This window comes from Curtobacterium sp. MCPF17_050 (genome assembly GCF_003224435.2).
GTDB lineage: Bacteria > Actinomycetota > Actinomycetes > Actinomycetales > Microbacteriaceae > Curtobacterium.
On the sequence record NZ_CP126250.1, the window covers coordinates 1,133,323 to 1,149,005 of the forward strand.

Consider the following 15,683-nt stretch of genomic DNA (forward strand, 5'->3'; position numbering starts at 1 on the left):
GCCCGAATCCGTAGGACCGAATGCCCACACAGATCTCCACACCGCAGCCGCTCGAACCCGGAACGCTCCGAGTCATCCCCGTCGGGGGACTCGGCGAGATCGGTCGCAACATGACCGTCTACGAGTTCGAGGGCAAGATCCTCATCGTCGACGCCGGCGTCCTCTTCCCGGAGGAGCACCAGCCCGGGGTCGACCTGATCCTGCCGGACTTCTCGCCGATCCGGGACCGCCTCGACGACGTCCTCGGTGTCGTGCTCACGCACGGGCACGAGGACCACATCGGCGCCGTCCCGTACCTGCTGAAGCTCCGCGGCGACATCCCGCTCATCGGCTCCACGCTGACCCTCGCACTCGTCGAGGCGAAGCTCAAGGAACACCGGATCAAGCCGTACACGCTCAACGTGGCCGAGGACCAGACCGAGCAGCTCGGTCCATTCCACCTCGAGTTCGTCGCCGTGAACCACTCGATCCCGGACGCCCTCGCCGTCGCCATCACGACCCCGGCCGGCCGCGTGCTGCACACGGGCGACTTCAAGATGGACCAGCTGCCGCTCGACGACCGGATCACCGACCTCCGTGCGTTCGCGCGTCTCGGCGAGCAGGGCGTCGACCTGTTCCTGCCGGACTCCACGAACGCCGACGTGCCGGGCTTCACCGCCCCGGAGCGCGACATCGGCCCCGTGCTCGAGAACATCATCACGCGCGCCCGCAAGAAGGTCGTCGTCGCGAGCTTCTCGTCCCACGTGCACCGCGTGCAGCAGGTCCTCGACGCCGCCGCAGCCGCGAACCGCAAGGTCGCGTTCATGGGCCGCTCGATGATCCGCAACATGACGATCGCCGCCGAGCTCGGGTACCTGCGGGTGCCGGAGAACGTGCTCATCGACACGAAGAAGGCGAAGAACGTCCCCGACGACCAGATCGTCTACATGTCGACCGGGTCCCAGGGCGAGCCGATGGCCGTCCTCGCGCGCATGGCGAACCTCGAGCACCAGATCGAGATCGGCGAGGGCGACACCGTCATCCTCGCGTCGTCGCTCATCCCGGGCAACGAGAACGCCGTCTACCGCGTGATCGACGGGCTGACCAAGCTCGGCGCGAAGGTCGTGCACAAGGGCAACGCGAAGGTGCACGTCTCCGGGCACGCGTCCGCCGGCGAGCTGCTCTACTGCTACAACATCCTCCGGCCGCGCAACGTCATGCCCGTGCACGGCGAGCACCGTCACCTGTACGCGAACGCCGACCTGGCGATCCAGACCGGCGTCCCGCCGCGCAACGTGGTCCTGGGGGAGGACGGCACGGTCGTCGACCTCAAGGACGGCGTCGTGACCATCGCCGGTCAGCTCGACATCGGGTACGTCTACGTGGACGGGTCCACCGTCGGTGAGATCACCGACGCCGACCTGAAGGACCGCCGCGTGCTGGCCGAGGAGGGCTTCATCTCGGTCTTCTGCGCCGTCGACTTCACCACGGGCCAGTGCGTCATCGGTCCGGAGATCCAGTCCCGCGGATTCGCCGAGGACGACTCCGTCTTCGACGACGTCCGTCCGCAGATCGCGAAGGCCCTGGCGGACGCCGCCGGCAACGGCACGCGCGACCAGCACGCGTTCACGCAGGTCGTCCGGCGCACGGTCGGCCGCTGGGTGAACACGAAGCACCGCCGTCGCCCGATGATCGTGCCGGTCGTCATCGAGGCGTAGGGGCTCCGCCCCACCGCACCGGGAGGCCCGCTGCACGTCCGCTCCGGACGTTGCGGCGGGCCTCCCGTCGTTGTCCCCGGGAACGATTAGGGTTCTGCCCATGGCCGGAGGCACCAAGTCGACCACGCGCTCGCGCGCGTCCTCGTCGTCGACCCGTGGAAGCGGGGCGCGCGGGACGACGCGCACCCAGGCGACGACGAAGAAGCTGCCGCAGGCTGCACCCACGCCGGTGTTCCGTGAGCAGAACCCGCTCGTGACCGCGTGGATGGGCGTGGCGCACGGCGTCGGCGCCGGTTTCCGGCTGCTCGGCAAGGAGTCGCTCGAGAAGGACCAGCGGCGCGACGGGTTCCCGTTCCTGTTGTTCGTCCTCGCGGTCCTCGGCGCCGTGGTGGAGTGGCTCAACCCGACGAACCCGGTGTCGATCGGGCTCGACGCCTACACGTTCGGTGGCCTGTTCGGGCGCCTGGCGTTCGCGCTGCCCGTCATCATGGTCGTGTTCGCCGGCTGGCTGTTCCGGCACCCGGCGTCCGTGCACGACAACACCCGGATCGGGATCGGCCTCGGGCTGATGCTCGTGTCGATAGCTTCGCTCTGTCACGTGTTCGGCGGACAGCCGAGTGCCGCGGACGGCATGCCCGCCCTGGCCGCGGCCGGCGGCGTGCTCGGATGGGTCGTCATCGGCTGGCTCGTCGCCGTCGCGACCGCGTGGGTCGCGGTCCCCGTGGCGGTGGTCCTGCTCGCGCTCTCGCTCTTCATCATCACCAAGACCCCGCCGAACAAGCTCGGCCGGCGGCTGCACGAGCTGTACGCGTACCTGTTCGGCGCTCCCGGCCCGGCCGCCGAGGCACCCGTCGCCGAGGACGACACCGCGCCGGCGACGAAGCCGACCCGCAAGCGGAGCCCGAAGGGGCAGTCGCAGGACTTCCCGCTGTTCGAGGACCTCGGGTTCGACGAGGACGGCACCCCCGTCGAGGACGGCGCTGACGGGCACCTGCCGTGGTGGCGCCGCAACAAGTCCGGACGCGAAGAGGACCCGGCGTACGACAGCCCCGTCATCCCGCCGACCGGTGCCGCGCCCGCAGCCGTCCCGGCCCCGGGTGCCGCGGCCGGTCTCCGCGACCTGACGCCCGCCGAGCCGGTCTCGGTCAACCTGAACGACTCGGTCGAGCAGGACGTCGCCGACGACCTCGACCGCGCGGAGCAGGCACTGCGCGACTTCGGGTCGCCGGCGCCGGCGTCCCCGACGGAGGCGTTCCGTCCGGACCGTGACGTGGCCGCTGCCGTCGCCACGGGCCTCCCGACCGGACCGGCGCCCGTCGCTCCGGCGAGCGTCCCCGTCGTGTCGGCGGAGTCGGACCTCGGCGACGTCGGCGTGGACGACGAGCCCGAGGGTCTGCCGCCGGTCGCGACCGAGGAGGACCCGGCGCACCCGTACCGGCTGCCGGCGGCGACGACACTGAGCCCCGGCACCCCCTCGGTCGCCCGCAGCCAGGCGAACGACGAGATCGTCGCCGCCATCACCGGCGTCCTGACCGAGTTCAAGGTCGACGCGAAGGTCACCGGGTTCTCCCGCGGTCCGACGGTCACGCGGTACGAGATCGAGCTCGGCCCGGGCGTCAAGGTGGAGCGCGTCACGGCCCTGTCGAAGAACCTGTCCTACGCGGTCGCCTCGAACGAGGTCCGCATCCTCTCGCCGATCCCGGGCAAGAGCGCGATCGGCGTCGAGATCCCGAACACCGACCGCGAGATCGTCTCCCTCGGTGACGTCCTCCGGTCGAGCGCGGCCACGAAGTCGAAGCACCCGATGACCATCGGTGTCGGCAAGGACGTCGAAGGCGGCTTCGTCGTGGCGAACCTGGCGAAGATGCCGCACCTGCTCGTCGCGGGCTCCACGGGCTCCGGCAAGTCGGTTTTCATCAACTCGATGATCACGTCGCTGCTCATGCGCGCGAAGCCGTCCGAGGTCCGCATGGTCCTCGTCGACCCGAAGCGCGTGGAGCTGTCGATCTACGCCGGCGTCCCGCACCTCATCACCCCCATCATCACGAACCCGAAGAAGGCGGCCGAAGCGCTGCAGTGGGTCGTGAAGGAGATGGACATGCGGTACGACGACCTGGCGTCGTTCGGCTTCCGGCACGTCGACGACTTCAACAAGGCCGTCCAGAACGAGGAGATCGTGCTGCCGGCCGGCAGTGAGCGGAAGCTCAAGCCGTACCCGTACCTGCTCGTCGTCGTGGACGAGCTCGCCGACCTCATGCTCGTCGCCCCGCGCGACGTCGAGGAGTCGATCGTCCGCATCACCCAGCTCGCCCGCGCCGCCGGCATCCACCTGGTGCTCGCGACGCAGCGCCCGTCGGTGGACGTCATCACGGGCCTCATCAAGGCGAACGTGCCGTCGCGCATCGCCTTCGCCGTCACGAGCGTCACGGACTCCCGCGTCATCCTCGACCAGCCCGGCGCCGACAAGCTCATCGGCCAGGGCGACGGCCTGTTCCTGCCCATGGGGTCGTCCAAGGCGGTCCGCGTGCAGGGCGCCTGGGTGCAGGAGACCGAGGTCGCCGAGGTCGTCCAGCACGTCACGCGGCAGGCCCAGCCCGAGTACCGGCAGGACGTCGCGGCCGTGGTCGAGCGCAAGGAGATCGACGCCGACATCGGCGACGACCTCGAGCTGCTGTTGGCGGCCGTCGAACAGGTCGTCTCGACGCAGTTCGGTTCGACGTCGATGCTGCAGCGCAAGCTCCGGGTCGGCTTCGCGAAGGCCGGGCGGCTCATGGACCTCATGGAGTCCCGCGACATCGTGGGGCCGTCCGAGGGGTCCAAGGCACGTGACGTCCTCGTGACGGGGGACCAGCTGCCCGCGGTGCTCGCGAAGCTCCGGGGCGAGGAGCCGCCGGCAGCGCCCGCCGCCCCCGCCGCGGCTGGGTCCACGCAGCCGACGGAGGGGTCCGACGACCCGTACGGGGACGACCCGGTGGCCGGCATGACACGTGGGTACGATGAGGTGGACGGCGACACCGACGAGGACGCCTGGGGCCTGACGGGCAGGGAGTGAGACCATGACCGCCTCCGACGGTACGACCAACCGGTTCCCGTGGCGCGGCCGGATCCTGCGGAAGGGTCCCGGCCCCGCATCGACCGCGAACGTCGCGAACATCATCACCGTGGTGCGCATCCTCATGGCGCCGCTGTTCTTCGTGCTGCTCCTGGCGGATGCCGGTGCGGACGGGCCGGTGCGCATCTGGGCCGCGGTGCTCTTCGTCGTGGCGATCGTCACCGACAGCGCCGACGGCATCATCGCGCGACGCCAGGACCTGGTCACCGACTTCGGGAAGCTCGTCGACCCGATCGCCGACAAGGTCCTCATCGGCGGCGCCCTCGTGGCCCTCTCGATCCTCGGGGAACTGCCCTGGTACGTGACGGTGCTCATCATGGTCCGTGAGATCGGCATCACGGTCTTCCGGTTCGCCGTGCTGTCCGACCGGGTCATCCCGGCCAGCCGCGGCGGCAAGGTCAAGACCGTGCTGCAGGCCGTCGCGCTCACCCTCGCGCTGTTCCCGTGGTGGCACCTGGTCGGCGACCTCGCGCACTGGGTGAACGGCGTCTTCATGACGGCCGCCTTCGTGGCGACCGTGGCGAGCGGTGTCGACTACCTGGTGCAGGCGTGGAAGCACAACCGGACCCCGGCGTGACCGACGCCGACTCCGGCGGTCACGCAGCGGCACTCGTGGCGGCCCTGACCGCACGCGGCGAGACCGTGGCGGTCGCGGAGTCGTTGACCGGCGGACTCGTCGTGTCGGAGCTGGTCGGCGTCCCCGGGGCGTCGGCTGTCGTGCGCGGCGGTGTCGTCGCCTACGCAACGCCCGTGAAGGCGACCGTGCTCGGTGTCGATGCCGACCTGCTCGCCGAGCACGGCGCCGTGGACCCCGAGGTGGCCCGCCAGATGGCCGCGGGTGTCCGGATCGCGCTGGCCGTGGACGGCGTCCCCGCGACCTGGGGGATCAGCACGACCGGCGTCGCCGGACCGGATCCGCAGGACGGCAAACCGGTCGGCACCGTGTTCATCGGGATCGCGAGCGCCGAGCGCGCCGCAGCGGTCGAACTCCACCTGGACGGGGACCGCGGGGCAATCCGCGCGGCGGTCGTCTCCGAACTCCTGGCACGTCTGCGATCCAGACTCCAGGGCGTGGAATAGCGGGCGTGACCGTCAGGTTACATCTCACGCAATCTCCAGCAGGACGGCAGCCGCACTGGCTACCATGCTGCAACCGGCAACCTCAGGGTCGCCGGACCCGAGCTCGGTCATCCGGATCGAGCGGGCGCGGAGGTGACAGGAAGGAGGAGTTCTCATGGTTCTCGTTCGTCAGGAAATCGGCGACGTGCTGCGGGACTTCCGCTTGCAGAAGGGCCGGACCCTCCGTCAGGTCGCGTCCAAGGCCAGTGTTGCCCTCGGGTACCTCAGCGAAGTGGAGCGCGGTCAGAAAGAGGCCAGCTCCGAGATCCTCGCTTCTGTGGCGGATGCCCTCGACACCCCGATCTCGACGATCATGCGCGAGGTGGGCGACCGCCTCGCAGTGGTCGAGGGACTCACGCGTGTCCCGGACACGCTCCCGGACGAGCTCGTCGCCGAGTTCGACAACGACCTCGCGGTGCGCTGATCCGTACCGCTCGAACGCCCCCGTCGGTCCGCCGACGGGGGCGTTCCCCGTTGTTACGCTGGTTGGATGCGGGTGAGTGAGTTCTGGCGAGCCGTCGACCAGGTGTTCGGGGACGCGTACGGAGCGGTCGTGTCCCGGGACGTCGTGCTCGAACAGCTCGGAGGCCGGTCGGCCGCCGACGCGCTCGCGGCGGGCATCGACGCGCGTGCCGTGTGGGACGCCCTCTGCGACTCGCAGGACGTCCCGCTCGAGCGTCGGCACGGCAAGGGACTGCAGGAGCCGCGCGACTGAGTCTGCGGAGGATGGGAACGTGTGTTCGGCGTGTCGCTCGAACACGTGTTCGGTCGGTGCTACGTTCCTCCACAGCGACGTCGACCGGGTGTCCCATCCACGACCTCCGCTCCTGACGGCAGGGATGTCGGTGGGCGGCCGTAGGTTCGAGGACATCGGAACATGTCCGAAGCCTTGTCGCAGAACGAGTGGCCTTGCACCATCGGCCGGTCCGGACGCGACAGCCTACAGGCGGCCGTCATCAGCACGAAGGAGCACCCCATGCCATCACCAGTAGACCGCGAGAAGGCCCTCGAGACCGCACTCGCCCAGATCGACCGTCAGTTCGGCAAGGGTGCCGTGATGCGCCTCGGGACGGATGAGCGTGCCCCGGTGGCCGTCATCCCCACCGGTTCCGTCGCGCTGGACGTCGCGCTCGGGATCGGTGGGCTCCCGCGCGGACGCATCATCGAGATCTACGGGCCGGAGTCCTCCGGCAAGACCACGCTGACGATCCACGCCATCGCGAACGCGCAGCGCAACGGCGGCATCGCGGCGTTCATCGACGCCGAGCACGCGCTCGACCCGGAGTACGCCAAGAAGCTCGGGGTCGACATCGACGCGCTCCTCGTCTCGCAGCCGGACACCGCCGAGCAGGCGCTCGAGATCGCGGACATGCTCGTCCGGTCGGGTTCCATCGACCTCATCGTCATCGACTCCGTCGCGGCACTCGTGCCCCGCGCGGAGATCGAGGGCGAGATGGGTGACTCGCACGTCGGTCTGCAGGCCCGCCTCATGTCGCAGGCACTCCGCAAGCTCGCCGGTGGGCTGAACCAGACGCAGACCACGATGATCTTCATCAACCAGCTGCGCGAGAAGATCGGTGTGTTCTTCGGATCGCCCGAGACGACCTCCGGCGGTAAGGCGCTCAAGTTCTACGCGTCGGTCCGCCTCGACATCCGTCGCATCGAGACGCTGAAGAGCGGGACGGACGCCGTCGGCAACCGCACCCGCGTCAAGGTCGTCAAGAACAAGATGGCGCCGCCCTTCAAGCAGGCCGAGTTCGACATCCTGTACGGGGTGGGCATCTCGCGCGAGGGTTCGCTGCTGGACTTCGGCGTCGACCACGGGATCGTGAAGAAGTCCGGTGCTTGGTACACCTACGACGGCGACCAGCTCGGGCAGGGCAAGGAGAACTCGCGCTCCTTCCTCATCCAGAACCCCGAGATCGCCGCTGAGATCGAGGGCAAGATCCTCGCCAAGCTCGGCGTCGGCGGTGCGAAGGAAGCGGCGCCGGTCGACTCGATCGCGCCGAAGCTCGCGGAGCGCAAGGGCGCGTGACCGACCACGACGGCGAGGACCTCGCGCCGGTCACCGACCTGTTCGGTGCGAGGTCCCGCCGGCGCTCCGGCGGTGCCCGGCCCGGTGCCGGCGACGCTGGTGGCGCGGGTGTGACTCCAGCGGACGCCCCCAGCCGGGCGGATGTCGGCAGCGATGATCCGGGTGCCGGTGCCGGTGCCGGTGCCGGTGCCGGTTCCGGACGGGAGCGTGTGCCTGTGGCTCCGCCGTCCGACGCCGACGCCCCGGTGCCGCTGCCCGTCCGCGGTGCGCAGGCGGCCTGGCTGTCCCCGGTCGTCGGCGACGGTTCGGGCCGGAGCGCTCGCGCCGAGCAGGACGGGTACGGCGACGAGGAAGCCGACGCGCAGACAGCGTCGGTCTTCTCGATCACCGGCGATGAGTTGGACCCGGCGGACGCCCCGCGGCCGCTCGACGAGCAGCGCGCCGACGCCGAGCGCGTCAGCATGCGCGCGCTCAGCCGCCGCGGCGTGAGCACATCCGAGCTCCGGGCGATGCTCAGCAAGCAGGACGCGTTCGACCCCGACGTGATCGAGCAGGAGATCGAACGGCTCACCCGCGTCGGGCTGCTCGACGACGTCGCCCTGGCCACCGACCTGGTGGACCGGATGCACTCGCGCAAGGGACTGGGCCGGCAGGCGATCGTGGCGGACCTCCGTCGCCGCGGCATCGACCAGGCCGCGATCGACGCAGCACTCGACGCGGCCGCGGACGACGAGGACGACGAGTTCATCCGGGCGATCGAGCTCGCCACCAAGCGTGCGGGCCAGATGCGTGGTCTTGACCGTGCGACGGCCGAGCGGCGGCTGTCCGGGTTCCTCATGCGCAAGGGCTACAACGGCGGTGTCGTGCGGATCGCGGTCGAGCGTGCGCTCGACGGACCGCGGCGTCCGCCGACCGGAGGCCGCGGCACCGTCCGGTTCGAGTAGAGCGCCTCCGGTCCCGATCCGGCCGCTGTCCGGGGGGCGCCCGGTTCTACACTGGGACGATCATGGAGACCGTCGCCGCGCGCCCGCGTACCTACGAAGTGCGCACCTACGGGTGCCAGATGAACGTGCACGACTCCGAGCGGCTCAGCGGGTCGCTCCGAGCCGCCGGGTACGTCGCCGCGGAGGACGAGCAGGCCGACGTCGTCGTCATCAACACCTGCGCCGTGCGCGAGAACGCGGACAAGCGCCTGTACGGCAACCTCGGCCGGCTCGCGTCCGTCAAGCGCGAGCGCCCCGGCATGCAGATCGCCGTCGGCGGCTGCCTGGCGCAGAAGGACAAGGACGTCATCCTCGAGAAGGCGCCGTGGGTGGACGTCGTGTTCGGCACGCACAACATGGGCTCCCTGCCGACCCTGCTCGAGCGGGCCCGGCACAACGACGAGGCACAGCTCGAGATCCTCGAGTCCCTCGACGTCTTCCCCTCGACATTGCCGACCAAGCGGGAGTCGACCTCGAGCGGCTGGGTGTCGATCTCCGTCGGCTGCAACAACACGTGCACGTTCTGCATCGTGCCGTCCCTCCGCGGCAAGGAGCGGGACCGCCGGCCGGGTGACGTGCTCGCCGAGATCCAGGCCCTCGTCGACGACGGTGCGATCGAGGTCACGCTGCTCGGGCAGAACGTCAACTCCTACGGCGTCGAGTTCGGCGACCGTCAGGCGTTCGGCAAGCTCCTCCGCGCCACCGGGCAGATCGACGGCCTGGAACGCGTGCGCTTCACCAGTCCGCACCCCGCAGCGTTCACCGACGACGTCATCAGCGCGATGGCGGAGACGCCGAACGTCATGCCGCAGCTGCACATGCCGCTGCAGTCCGGCTCGGACCGGGTGCTCAAGGCCATGCGGCGCAGCTACCGGAGCGAACGCTTCCTCGGCATCCTCGACCGGGTGCGCACCGCGATCCCGCACGCTGCGATCTCGACCGACATCATCGTCGGCTTCCCGGGCGAGACGGACGAGGACTTCGCGGACACCATGCGCGTCGTCGAGCAGGCCCGGTTCGCCACGGCCTTCACGTTCCAGTACTCGATCCGCCCCGGTACCCCGGCTGCGACGATGGACGGTCAACTGCCGAAGGAGGTCGTGCAGGAGCGGTACGAGCGACTCATCGCCTTGCAGGAGCGGATCACCGCAGAGGAGAACAGCGCACAGCTCGGGCGCACCGTCGAGGTCCTCGTGGCCACGGGGGAGGGCAAGAAGGACGACAGCACGCACCGCCTCTCCGGCCGCGCCGAGGACTCCCGCCTCGTGCACTTCGCGGTGCCGGCCGGGTCCGACGTGCCACGACCCGGCGACGTCGTCTCCGTCGAGGTGACCCGGGCCGCGCCGCACTTCCTCATCGCGGACTCGGACGCCCCCCTCCGCATCCGTCGCACCCGAGCGGGCGACGCGTGGGACCGCGCGCAGGCCGAGTCGTGCGGCGTCCCCACCCCTGCCGTCCCCGGTGCCGGACCACGTCCGGTGTCGCTCGGTCTCCCCACGCTCCGTGTCGGACGCTGACGGACGCTCGGCGGACCCCGGGTCACGCTCCGGTGCGGCGATCGACGGACCCGCCGGGCCGGGCGTCGGTCCGGGTGTCGGGAGCGACCAGGGCGCACCACTCGACCTGGTCGCCGGCGCGGACGTCGTCGCGGTGGTCGGGGCGACCGGCACGGGCAAGTCCGAGCTCGCCCTGGCCCTCGCCGAACGGCACCGTGCGCACGGCCGACGGGCGGAGATCGTCAACGCCGATGCCATGCAGCTCTACCGCGGTATGGACATCGGCACCGCGAAGGTCCCGGAGTCCGGACGTCGCGGGATCCCGCACCACCAGCTCGACGTGCTCGACGTCACGGACGAGGCGAGCGTCGCGGCGTACCAGCGTGACGCCCGCGCGGCGATCACGGAGATCACGGCGGACGGCGGTGTCGCCGTGCTCGTCGGCGGCAGCGGTCTCTACGTGTCCGCCGTGCTGTTCGACCTCGACTTCCCGGGGACCGATCCCGTGCTCCGCGAGCAGCTCGAGCGGGAGCACCGGGAGCTCGGGCCGACCGTCCTGCTCGACCGACTGCGAGCGCTCGACCCGGCAGCGGCGGCCGTGATCGACGCCCGCAACCCGCGGCGGTTGATCCGGGCCGTCGAGATCGCGAGCCGGTCGGACCGCGTCACCCCGAGCCTCCCGTCCGCGCCGCGCCCGTGGCAACCGGCGCACGTCCTGCACCTGCGGCGCGACCGCGAGCAGCTCGTGGCGGGCCTCCGCACCCGGGCCGAGCGCATGTTCGCCACCGGGCTCGTGGACGAGGTCGCGACCCTGCGGGACCGGGGACTCGAACAGGGCCGCACGGCGCGTGCCGCCATCGGGTACGCGCAGGCACTCCAGGTCCTCCGCGGGGAGGCGACGGTCGACCAGGCCGTGGAGGCGACGAGCATCGCGACGCGCAAGTACGCGCGACGACAGGTCTCGTGGTTCAAGCGGTACGCCGACGCCGGAAGGACCCGGGTGAGCGCGGTGGACGTCACCGGCGCCGGGGCCGCGGAGCTGTCGGGACTGGCCCGTAGGATCATCCCGTGACCGAGCTGCACTTCACCAAGGGCCACGGGACCGGCAACGACTTCGTCCTGTTCGCCGACCCCGACGCGACGGTCGACCTGACCCCGGACCGGATCCGTGCGATCGCAGACCGCCGGTTCGGCGTCGGCGCCGACGGCGTCATCCGGGCGGTGCGGTCCGACGCGATCCCCGAGGGCCGAGCGGTCCTCGCCGAGGACCCGGACGCCACCTGGTTCATGGACTACCACAACGCCGACGGCTCGGTGGCCGAGATGTGTGGCAACGGGATCCGCGTCTTCGCCCGGTACCTGACCGAGGCGGGACTCGTCGACCTCGCCCCGGGACAGACCCTGACCGTGGGCAGCCGGAAGGGCGTCGTCGACATCCAACGGTCGTCGACGGGCTTCGCTGCCGACCTCGGCCGGTGGCGTCTCGGCATCGACGGTGGCGGGTCGGACGACGTCCTCGTCCGCGCGAAGGAGCTCGACCGCGCACGGCCCGGCCTCGGCATCCACGTGGGCAACCCGCACGTCGTCGTGGCGGTCGCCAGCGAGGAGGAGCTCGCCGGCATCGACCTGACCTACGTGCCGGTGCTCGACCCGGCTCCCGCTTCGGGCGCGAACGTCGAGTTCGTGCTCCCCGGCGACCCACTCGTCACGGACGGTGTCGGCGAGATCACGATGCGCGTGCACGAGCGCGGGAGTGGCGAGACGCTGTCGTGCGGCACGGGTGCGATCGCCGCGGCCCTCGCGACCCGGTACTGGGCGGGCTCGGCAGCGCCGGACACCTGGCGCGTCCGCGTTCCGGGCGGCGTGCTCACCGTGCGCATGTTCGCGGCTGAGGACGGCGAGCACGTCTCGCTCGCCGGTCCGGCGGAACTCGTCTTCTCGGGTGACCTCACGGTCTGAGGCGGCCTGAGCCCGTCTGGGTCCGTCCGAGCTGGTCCGGGTCCGTCCGAGCTGGTCTGGGTCCGTCCGAGCTGGTCTGGGTCCGTCCGAGCTGGTCTGGGTCCGTCCGAGCTGGTCTGGGTCCGTCCGAGCTGGTCTGGGTCCGTCCGAGCTGGTCCGGGCCCGCCCGAGCTGGGCCGGGCAGGCCTCAGCCAGCCCCGGTCACGCCGTCCGGTGCACCCGGATGACGCGGAAGCCCTTGTCGGTCGTCGCCCGCGTGACGGTGAAGCCCTCCGCCAGCGTCTGCTGCAACCAGCGCTGCAGGGAGTCCCCGCCGAGGTCCTTCGACACCACGAGCCAGGCGTCCCCGCCGACGGCGAGCCGGGGGATCCACGTGCGGAGGATGTCGTGCAGTTCGTCCTTGCCGACCCGGATCGGCGGGTTCGACCAGATCGTCCGGAACACGGCGTCGGACGGGATGTCGGCGGGCAGACCCACCGTCACGTTGTCCGCTCCGGCAGTGGCGGCGTTGGCGCGCGCCAGGTCGAGGACGCGCTCGTTGACGTCGACGCCCCACACGTGGGCGTCGGGGGACTGCAGCGCCATGGTGATCGCCAACGGACCCCACCCGCATCCGACGTCGAGCAGGTCCCCGGCGGGCGCGGGCGCGGGGACGGTGCGCAGCAGCACGCTCGTGCCGCGGTCGATGCCGTCCGGGCTGAAGACGCCGGCGGCGGTGGTGAGGTCGAGCGTCCGACCGGCGAGCGTCACGCGGATCTGCCGCGGCCGCGCCGGGCTCTCCGGAGTGGCAGAGAAGTAGTGGTCGTTCGCCATGGAAGAACCGTACCGGGAACCCCGTGTGTCCAGAGGGCTCCGGAGGTACCCTGTGGAGAGCATGACGGAATCCCATCAGCAGGACGAACAGACCATCCACGACGACAGCGCAGACGGTGTCGTCGAGCGGGTGCTGCGCAACGCCGACCGGCGCGCAGCATCCTCCATCTTCGCGCCGGCGCAGGCGATCCAGACCCGCTCGGTGGACGAGCAGGGCTGGGACGGCGACGGCGAACAGTACGACCGTGAGGACCGTGCGGCGCTGCGCCGCGTCGGCGGCCTCTCCACCGAGCTCGAGGACGTCACCGAGGTCGAGTACCGGCAGCTCCGGCTCGAGCGGGTCGTCCTCATCGGCGTGTACGCGCAGGGCGACGCCTCCGACGCCGAGAACTCCCTCCGCGAACTGTCGGCCCTCGCCGAGACCGCCGGTGCCGTGGTGCTCGACGGCCTCCTGCAGCGCCGACCGAACCCGGACCCGGCGACGTACCTCGGCAAGGGCAAGGCCCAGGAACTCGCGATGGTGGTCAAGGCCACCGGTGCCGACACGGTCATCGCCGACACCGAACTCGCACCCTCGCAGCGGCGCGCGCTCGAGGACGTCGTGAAGGTCAAGGTGATCGACCGGACGGCCGTGATCCTGGACATCTTCAGTCAGCACGCCACCACCCGCGAGGGCAAGGCGCAGGTCGAGCTCGCACAGCTCGAGTACCTGCTGCCGCGTCTGCGCGGTTGGGGTGAATCGATGTCCCGACAGGCCGGTGGTCAGGTCTCCGGCGGTGCAGGTATGGGCTCCCGTGGTCCCGGTGAGACGAAGATCGAGCTCGACCGACGCCGCATCCACACCCGGATGGCGAAGTTGCGCCGTCAGATCGCGTCCTTCACACCCGCCCGCGAGGCCAAGCGCGCCGACCGCGACCGCAACGACGTCCCGAGCGTCGCGATCGCCGGGTACACGAACGCCGGCAAGTCCTCGCTGCTCAACCGACTGACGAGCGCAGGCGTCCTGGTGCAGAACCAGCTGTTCGCCACCCTCGACTCGACGGTCCGGCGCACGGAGACGTCGAAGGGTCGCGAGTTCACCTTCACGGACACCGTGGGCTTCGTCCGGAACCTCCCGCACCAGTTGGTCGAGGCGTTCCGTTCGACGCTCGAGGAGGTCGGGAACGCGGATGTCATCGTGCACGTCGTGGACGGCTCCCACCCGGACCCGGCGGCGCAGCTCGCGACCGTCCGCGACGTGATCGGCGACGTCGGCGCGCGCGACATCCCGGAGGTCGTCGTGTTCAACAAGGCCGACCTGATCGACGACACCCAGCGCATGGCCCTCGTGGCGCTCGCGCCGGACGCCGTCTTCGTGTCGGCGCGGACCGGTGCCGGCATCCCGGACCTGCTCGCGGCGATCGAGGCTCGCCTGCCGGAGCCCGACGTCGAACTGACCGTCGTCCTGCCGTTCTCCCGCGGCGACCTGGTCTCGCAGCTGCACGACGCCGGCGCGGTCGAGTCCCTCGACTACGTGGCGGAGGGGACGCGCCTCCGGGTGCGGGTCTTCCAGCGGGACGTCGCCGAACTCGACCCGTACGTGGTCGCGCCGATCGCGTCCGTCTGACGCTGGTCCGCCGGACGGGAGGCGCGGTGCACGCTCGCACCGCGCCTCCCGTCCGGCGTCCCGCGGGACGGGGACGAGGGCGCCTGCCCGCACCGCCCTCGCGATGCGTGCGGCCGCCCTCGTCGTGTGTCGGGGAGTGGTGTCAGAGGGAGCGGAGGACCGCGACGACCTTGCCGAGGACCGTCGCGGCGTCGCCGAGGATCGGCTCGAACGCGGAGTTGCGGGGCAGCAGCCACGTGTGCCCGTCGCGCTGACGGAAGACCTTGACGGTCGCTTCCTCGTCGAGCATGGCGGCGACGACGTCACCGTTCTCGGCGGTCTGCTGTGCACGGACGACCACCCAGTCGCCGTCGCAGATCGCGGCGTCGATCATCGACTCGCCCACGACCTTGAGCATGAAGAGGTCGCCCGTCCCGACGAGTTGACGGGGGAGCGGGATGATCTCGTCGACGTGCTGCTCGGCGGTGATCGGGACACCGGCGGCGATGCGCCCGACCAGCGGCACGAGGGTGGTGGCGTCCACGTCCGGCCCGTCGGTGCCGGGCGTCGGCTCGTCGACGAGGACCTCGAGCGCGCGCGGGCGGTTCGGGTCACGACGGATCCAGCCGCCGAGCTCGAGCTGTCCGAGCTGGTGCGAGACGCTCGAGAGTGACGAGAGGCCGGCGGCGTCACCGATCTCGCGCATGCTCGGCGGGTAGCCCCGGCTGGCGATCGACGCGCGGATGGCGTCGAGGATCGACTGCTGCTTCGCGGTCAGCGGTTTCTGTCCGCGCAGTTCGTCCGTCACGTCTCGCCCTTCGTCGCGGTGGATCGGTGTCCGCGGGAATGTCGGTGGTCGCCGCGAGACTCGTTCCAGTCGCTCG

General features: G+C 70.9%; 14 protein-coding genes. 12 read left to right on the top strand and 2 right to left on the bottom strand.

The annotated features are described in order from the left end of the window. Positions 1 to 20 precede the first annotated feature (20 nt). The 11 genes from DEJ34_RS05410 (at position 21) to dapF (ending at position 12,401) form a co-directional block, all read left to right on the top strand. Complete coding sequence (locus DEJ34_RS05410) at positions 21 to 1,697, top strand: ribonuclease J (protein ID WP_110823878.1); 1,677 nt, start codon at positions 21 to 23, stop codon at positions 1,695 to 1,697. Between the two features lie 100 nt (positions 1,698 to 1,797). Further along, complete coding sequence (locus DEJ34_RS05415; protein WP_110911589.1) at positions 1,798 to 4,749, top strand: FtsK/SpoIIIE family DNA translocase; 2,952 nt, start codon at positions 1,798 to 1,800, stop codon at positions 4,747 to 4,749. 4 nt (positions 4,750 to 4,753) lie between these two features. After that, entirely contained in the window at positions 4,754 to 5,386 is a 633-nt protein-coding gene (gene pgsA / locus DEJ34_RS05420) for a CDP-diacylglycerol--glycerol-3-phosphate 3-phosphatidyltransferase (RefSeq protein WP_110890566.1), read from the top strand. Beyond that, positions 5,383 to 5,889: a CinA family protein gene (locus DEJ34_RS05425; protein WP_110823881.1), complete on the top strand. Its 507-nt coding sequence runs from the start codon at positions 5,383 to 5,385 to the stop codon at positions 5,887 to 5,889. Before pgsA ends, DEJ34_RS05425 begins: the two co-directional genes overlap by 4 nt. A 154-nt stretch (positions 5,890 to 6,043) precedes the next feature. Then, positions 6,044 to 6,352 (top strand): helix-turn-helix domain-containing protein, encoded by a 309-nt coding sequence (locus DEJ34_RS05430; protein ID WP_110823882.1) that lies wholly within the window; start codon positions 6,044 to 6,046, stop codon positions 6,350 to 6,352. A 66-nt stretch (positions 6,353 to 6,418) separates the two neighbouring features. Beyond that, complete coding sequence (locus DEJ34_RS05435; RefSeq protein ID WP_110890568.1) at positions 6,419 to 6,643, top strand: DUF3046 domain-containing protein; 225 nt, start codon at positions 6,419 to 6,421, stop codon at positions 6,641 to 6,643. 261 nt (positions 6,644 to 6,904) lie between these two features. Further along, a complete protein-coding gene (recA, locus tag DEJ34_RS05440) occupies positions 6,905 to 7,963 on the top strand; it encodes a recombinase RecA (RefSeq protein WP_110823884.1) in 1,059 nt (352 codons plus the stop codon). Between the two features lie 215 nt (positions 7,964 to 8,178). Beyond that, positions 8,179 to 8,907, top strand: a complete 729-nt coding sequence (locus DEJ34_RS05445; RefSeq protein ID WP_146236935.1) for a regulatory protein RecX — start codon at positions 8,179 to 8,181, stop codon at positions 8,905 to 8,907. 62 nt (positions 8,908 to 8,969) lie between these two features. Beyond that, positions 8,970 to 10,463, top strand: coding sequence for a tRNA (N6-isopentenyl adenosine(37)-C2)-methylthiotransferase MiaB (gene miaB / locus DEJ34_RS05450; protein WP_110911591.1), 1,494 nt, complete (start codon positions 8,970 to 8,972; stop codon positions 10,461 to 10,463). Between the two features lie 106 nt (positions 10,464 to 10,569). Further along, positions 10,570 to 11,514, top strand: a complete 945-nt coding sequence (gene miaA / locus DEJ34_RS05455; RefSeq protein WP_110911616.1) for a tRNA (adenosine(37)-N6)-dimethylallyltransferase MiaA — start codon at positions 10,570 to 10,572, stop codon at positions 11,512 to 11,514. Then, the gene (gene dapF, locus DEJ34_RS05460) at positions 11,511 to 12,401 is read left to right on the top strand and encodes a diaminopimelate epimerase (RefSeq protein ID WP_110911592.1); all 891 of its coding nucleotides are present in this window, start codon (positions 11,511 to 11,513) and stop codon (positions 12,399 to 12,401) included. The genes miaA and dapF overlap by 4 nt, the downstream gene beginning before the upstream one ends. 201 nt (positions 12,402 to 12,602) lie before the next feature. On the opposite strand, the gene DEJ34_RS05465 is transcribed toward dapF, so the two are convergent. Beyond that, the gene (locus tag DEJ34_RS05465; protein ID WP_110911593.1) at positions 12,603 to 13,214 is read right to left on the bottom strand and encodes a class I SAM-dependent methyltransferase; all 612 of its coding nucleotides are present in this window, start codon (positions 13,212 to 13,214) and stop codon (positions 12,603 to 12,605) included. A 61-nt stretch (positions 13,215 to 13,275) separates the two neighbouring features. On the opposite strand from DEJ34_RS05465, the gene hflX reads away from it, so the two are divergent. Continuing rightward, complete coding sequence (gene hflX, locus DEJ34_RS05470; RefSeq protein WP_110911617.1) at positions 13,276 to 14,820, top strand: GTPase HflX; 1,545 nt, start codon at positions 13,276 to 13,278, stop codon at positions 14,818 to 14,820. 142 nt (positions 14,821 to 14,962) lie between these two features. On the opposite strand, the gene lexA is transcribed toward hflX, so the two are convergent. Continuing rightward, positions 14,963 to 15,607, bottom strand: a complete 645-nt coding sequence (gene lexA / locus DEJ34_RS05475; RefSeq protein WP_110911594.1) for a transcriptional repressor LexA — start codon at positions 15,605 to 15,607, stop codon at positions 14,963 to 14,965. Positions 15,608 to 15,683: the final 76 nt, after the last annotated feature.

What these genes read in the sequence shown, in the direction of transcription:
- DEJ34_RS05410 (WP_110823878.1), top strand. Translation starts at nt 21, where the DNA reads ATGCCCACACAGATCTCCACACCGCAGCCGCTCGAACCCGGAACGCTC.
- DEJ34_RS05415 (WP_110911589.1), top strand. Translation starts at nt 1,798, where the DNA reads ATGGCCGGAGGCACCAAGTCGACCACGCGCTCGCGCGCGTCCTCGTCG.
- pgsA (WP_110890566.1), top strand. Translation starts at nt 4,754, where the DNA reads ATGACCGCCTCCGACGGTACGACCAACCGGTTCCCGTGGCGCGGCCGG.
- DEJ34_RS05430 (WP_110823882.1), top strand. Translation starts at nt 6,044, where the DNA reads ATGGTTCTCGTTCGTCAGGAAATCGGCGACGTGCTGCGGGACTTCCGC.
- DEJ34_RS05435 (WP_110890568.1), top strand. Translation starts at nt 6,419, where the DNA reads ATGCGGGTGAGTGAGTTCTGGCGAGCCGTCGACCAGGTGTTCGGGGAC.
- recA (WP_110823884.1), top strand. Translation starts at nt 6,905, where the DNA reads ATGCCATCACCAGTAGACCGCGAGAAGGCCCTCGAGACCGCACTCGCC.
- miaB (WP_110911591.1), top strand. Translation starts at nt 8,970, where the DNA reads ATGGAGACCGTCGCCGCGCGCCCGCGTACCTACGAAGTGCGCACCTAC.
- DEJ34_RS05465 (WP_110911593.1), bottom strand. Translation starts at nt 13,214, where the DNA reads ATGGCGAACGACCACTACTTCTCTGCCACTCCGGAGAGCCCGGCGCGG.
- hflX (WP_110911617.1), top strand. Translation starts at nt 13,276, where the DNA reads ATGACGGAATCCCATCAGCAGGACGAACAGACCATCCACGACGACAGC.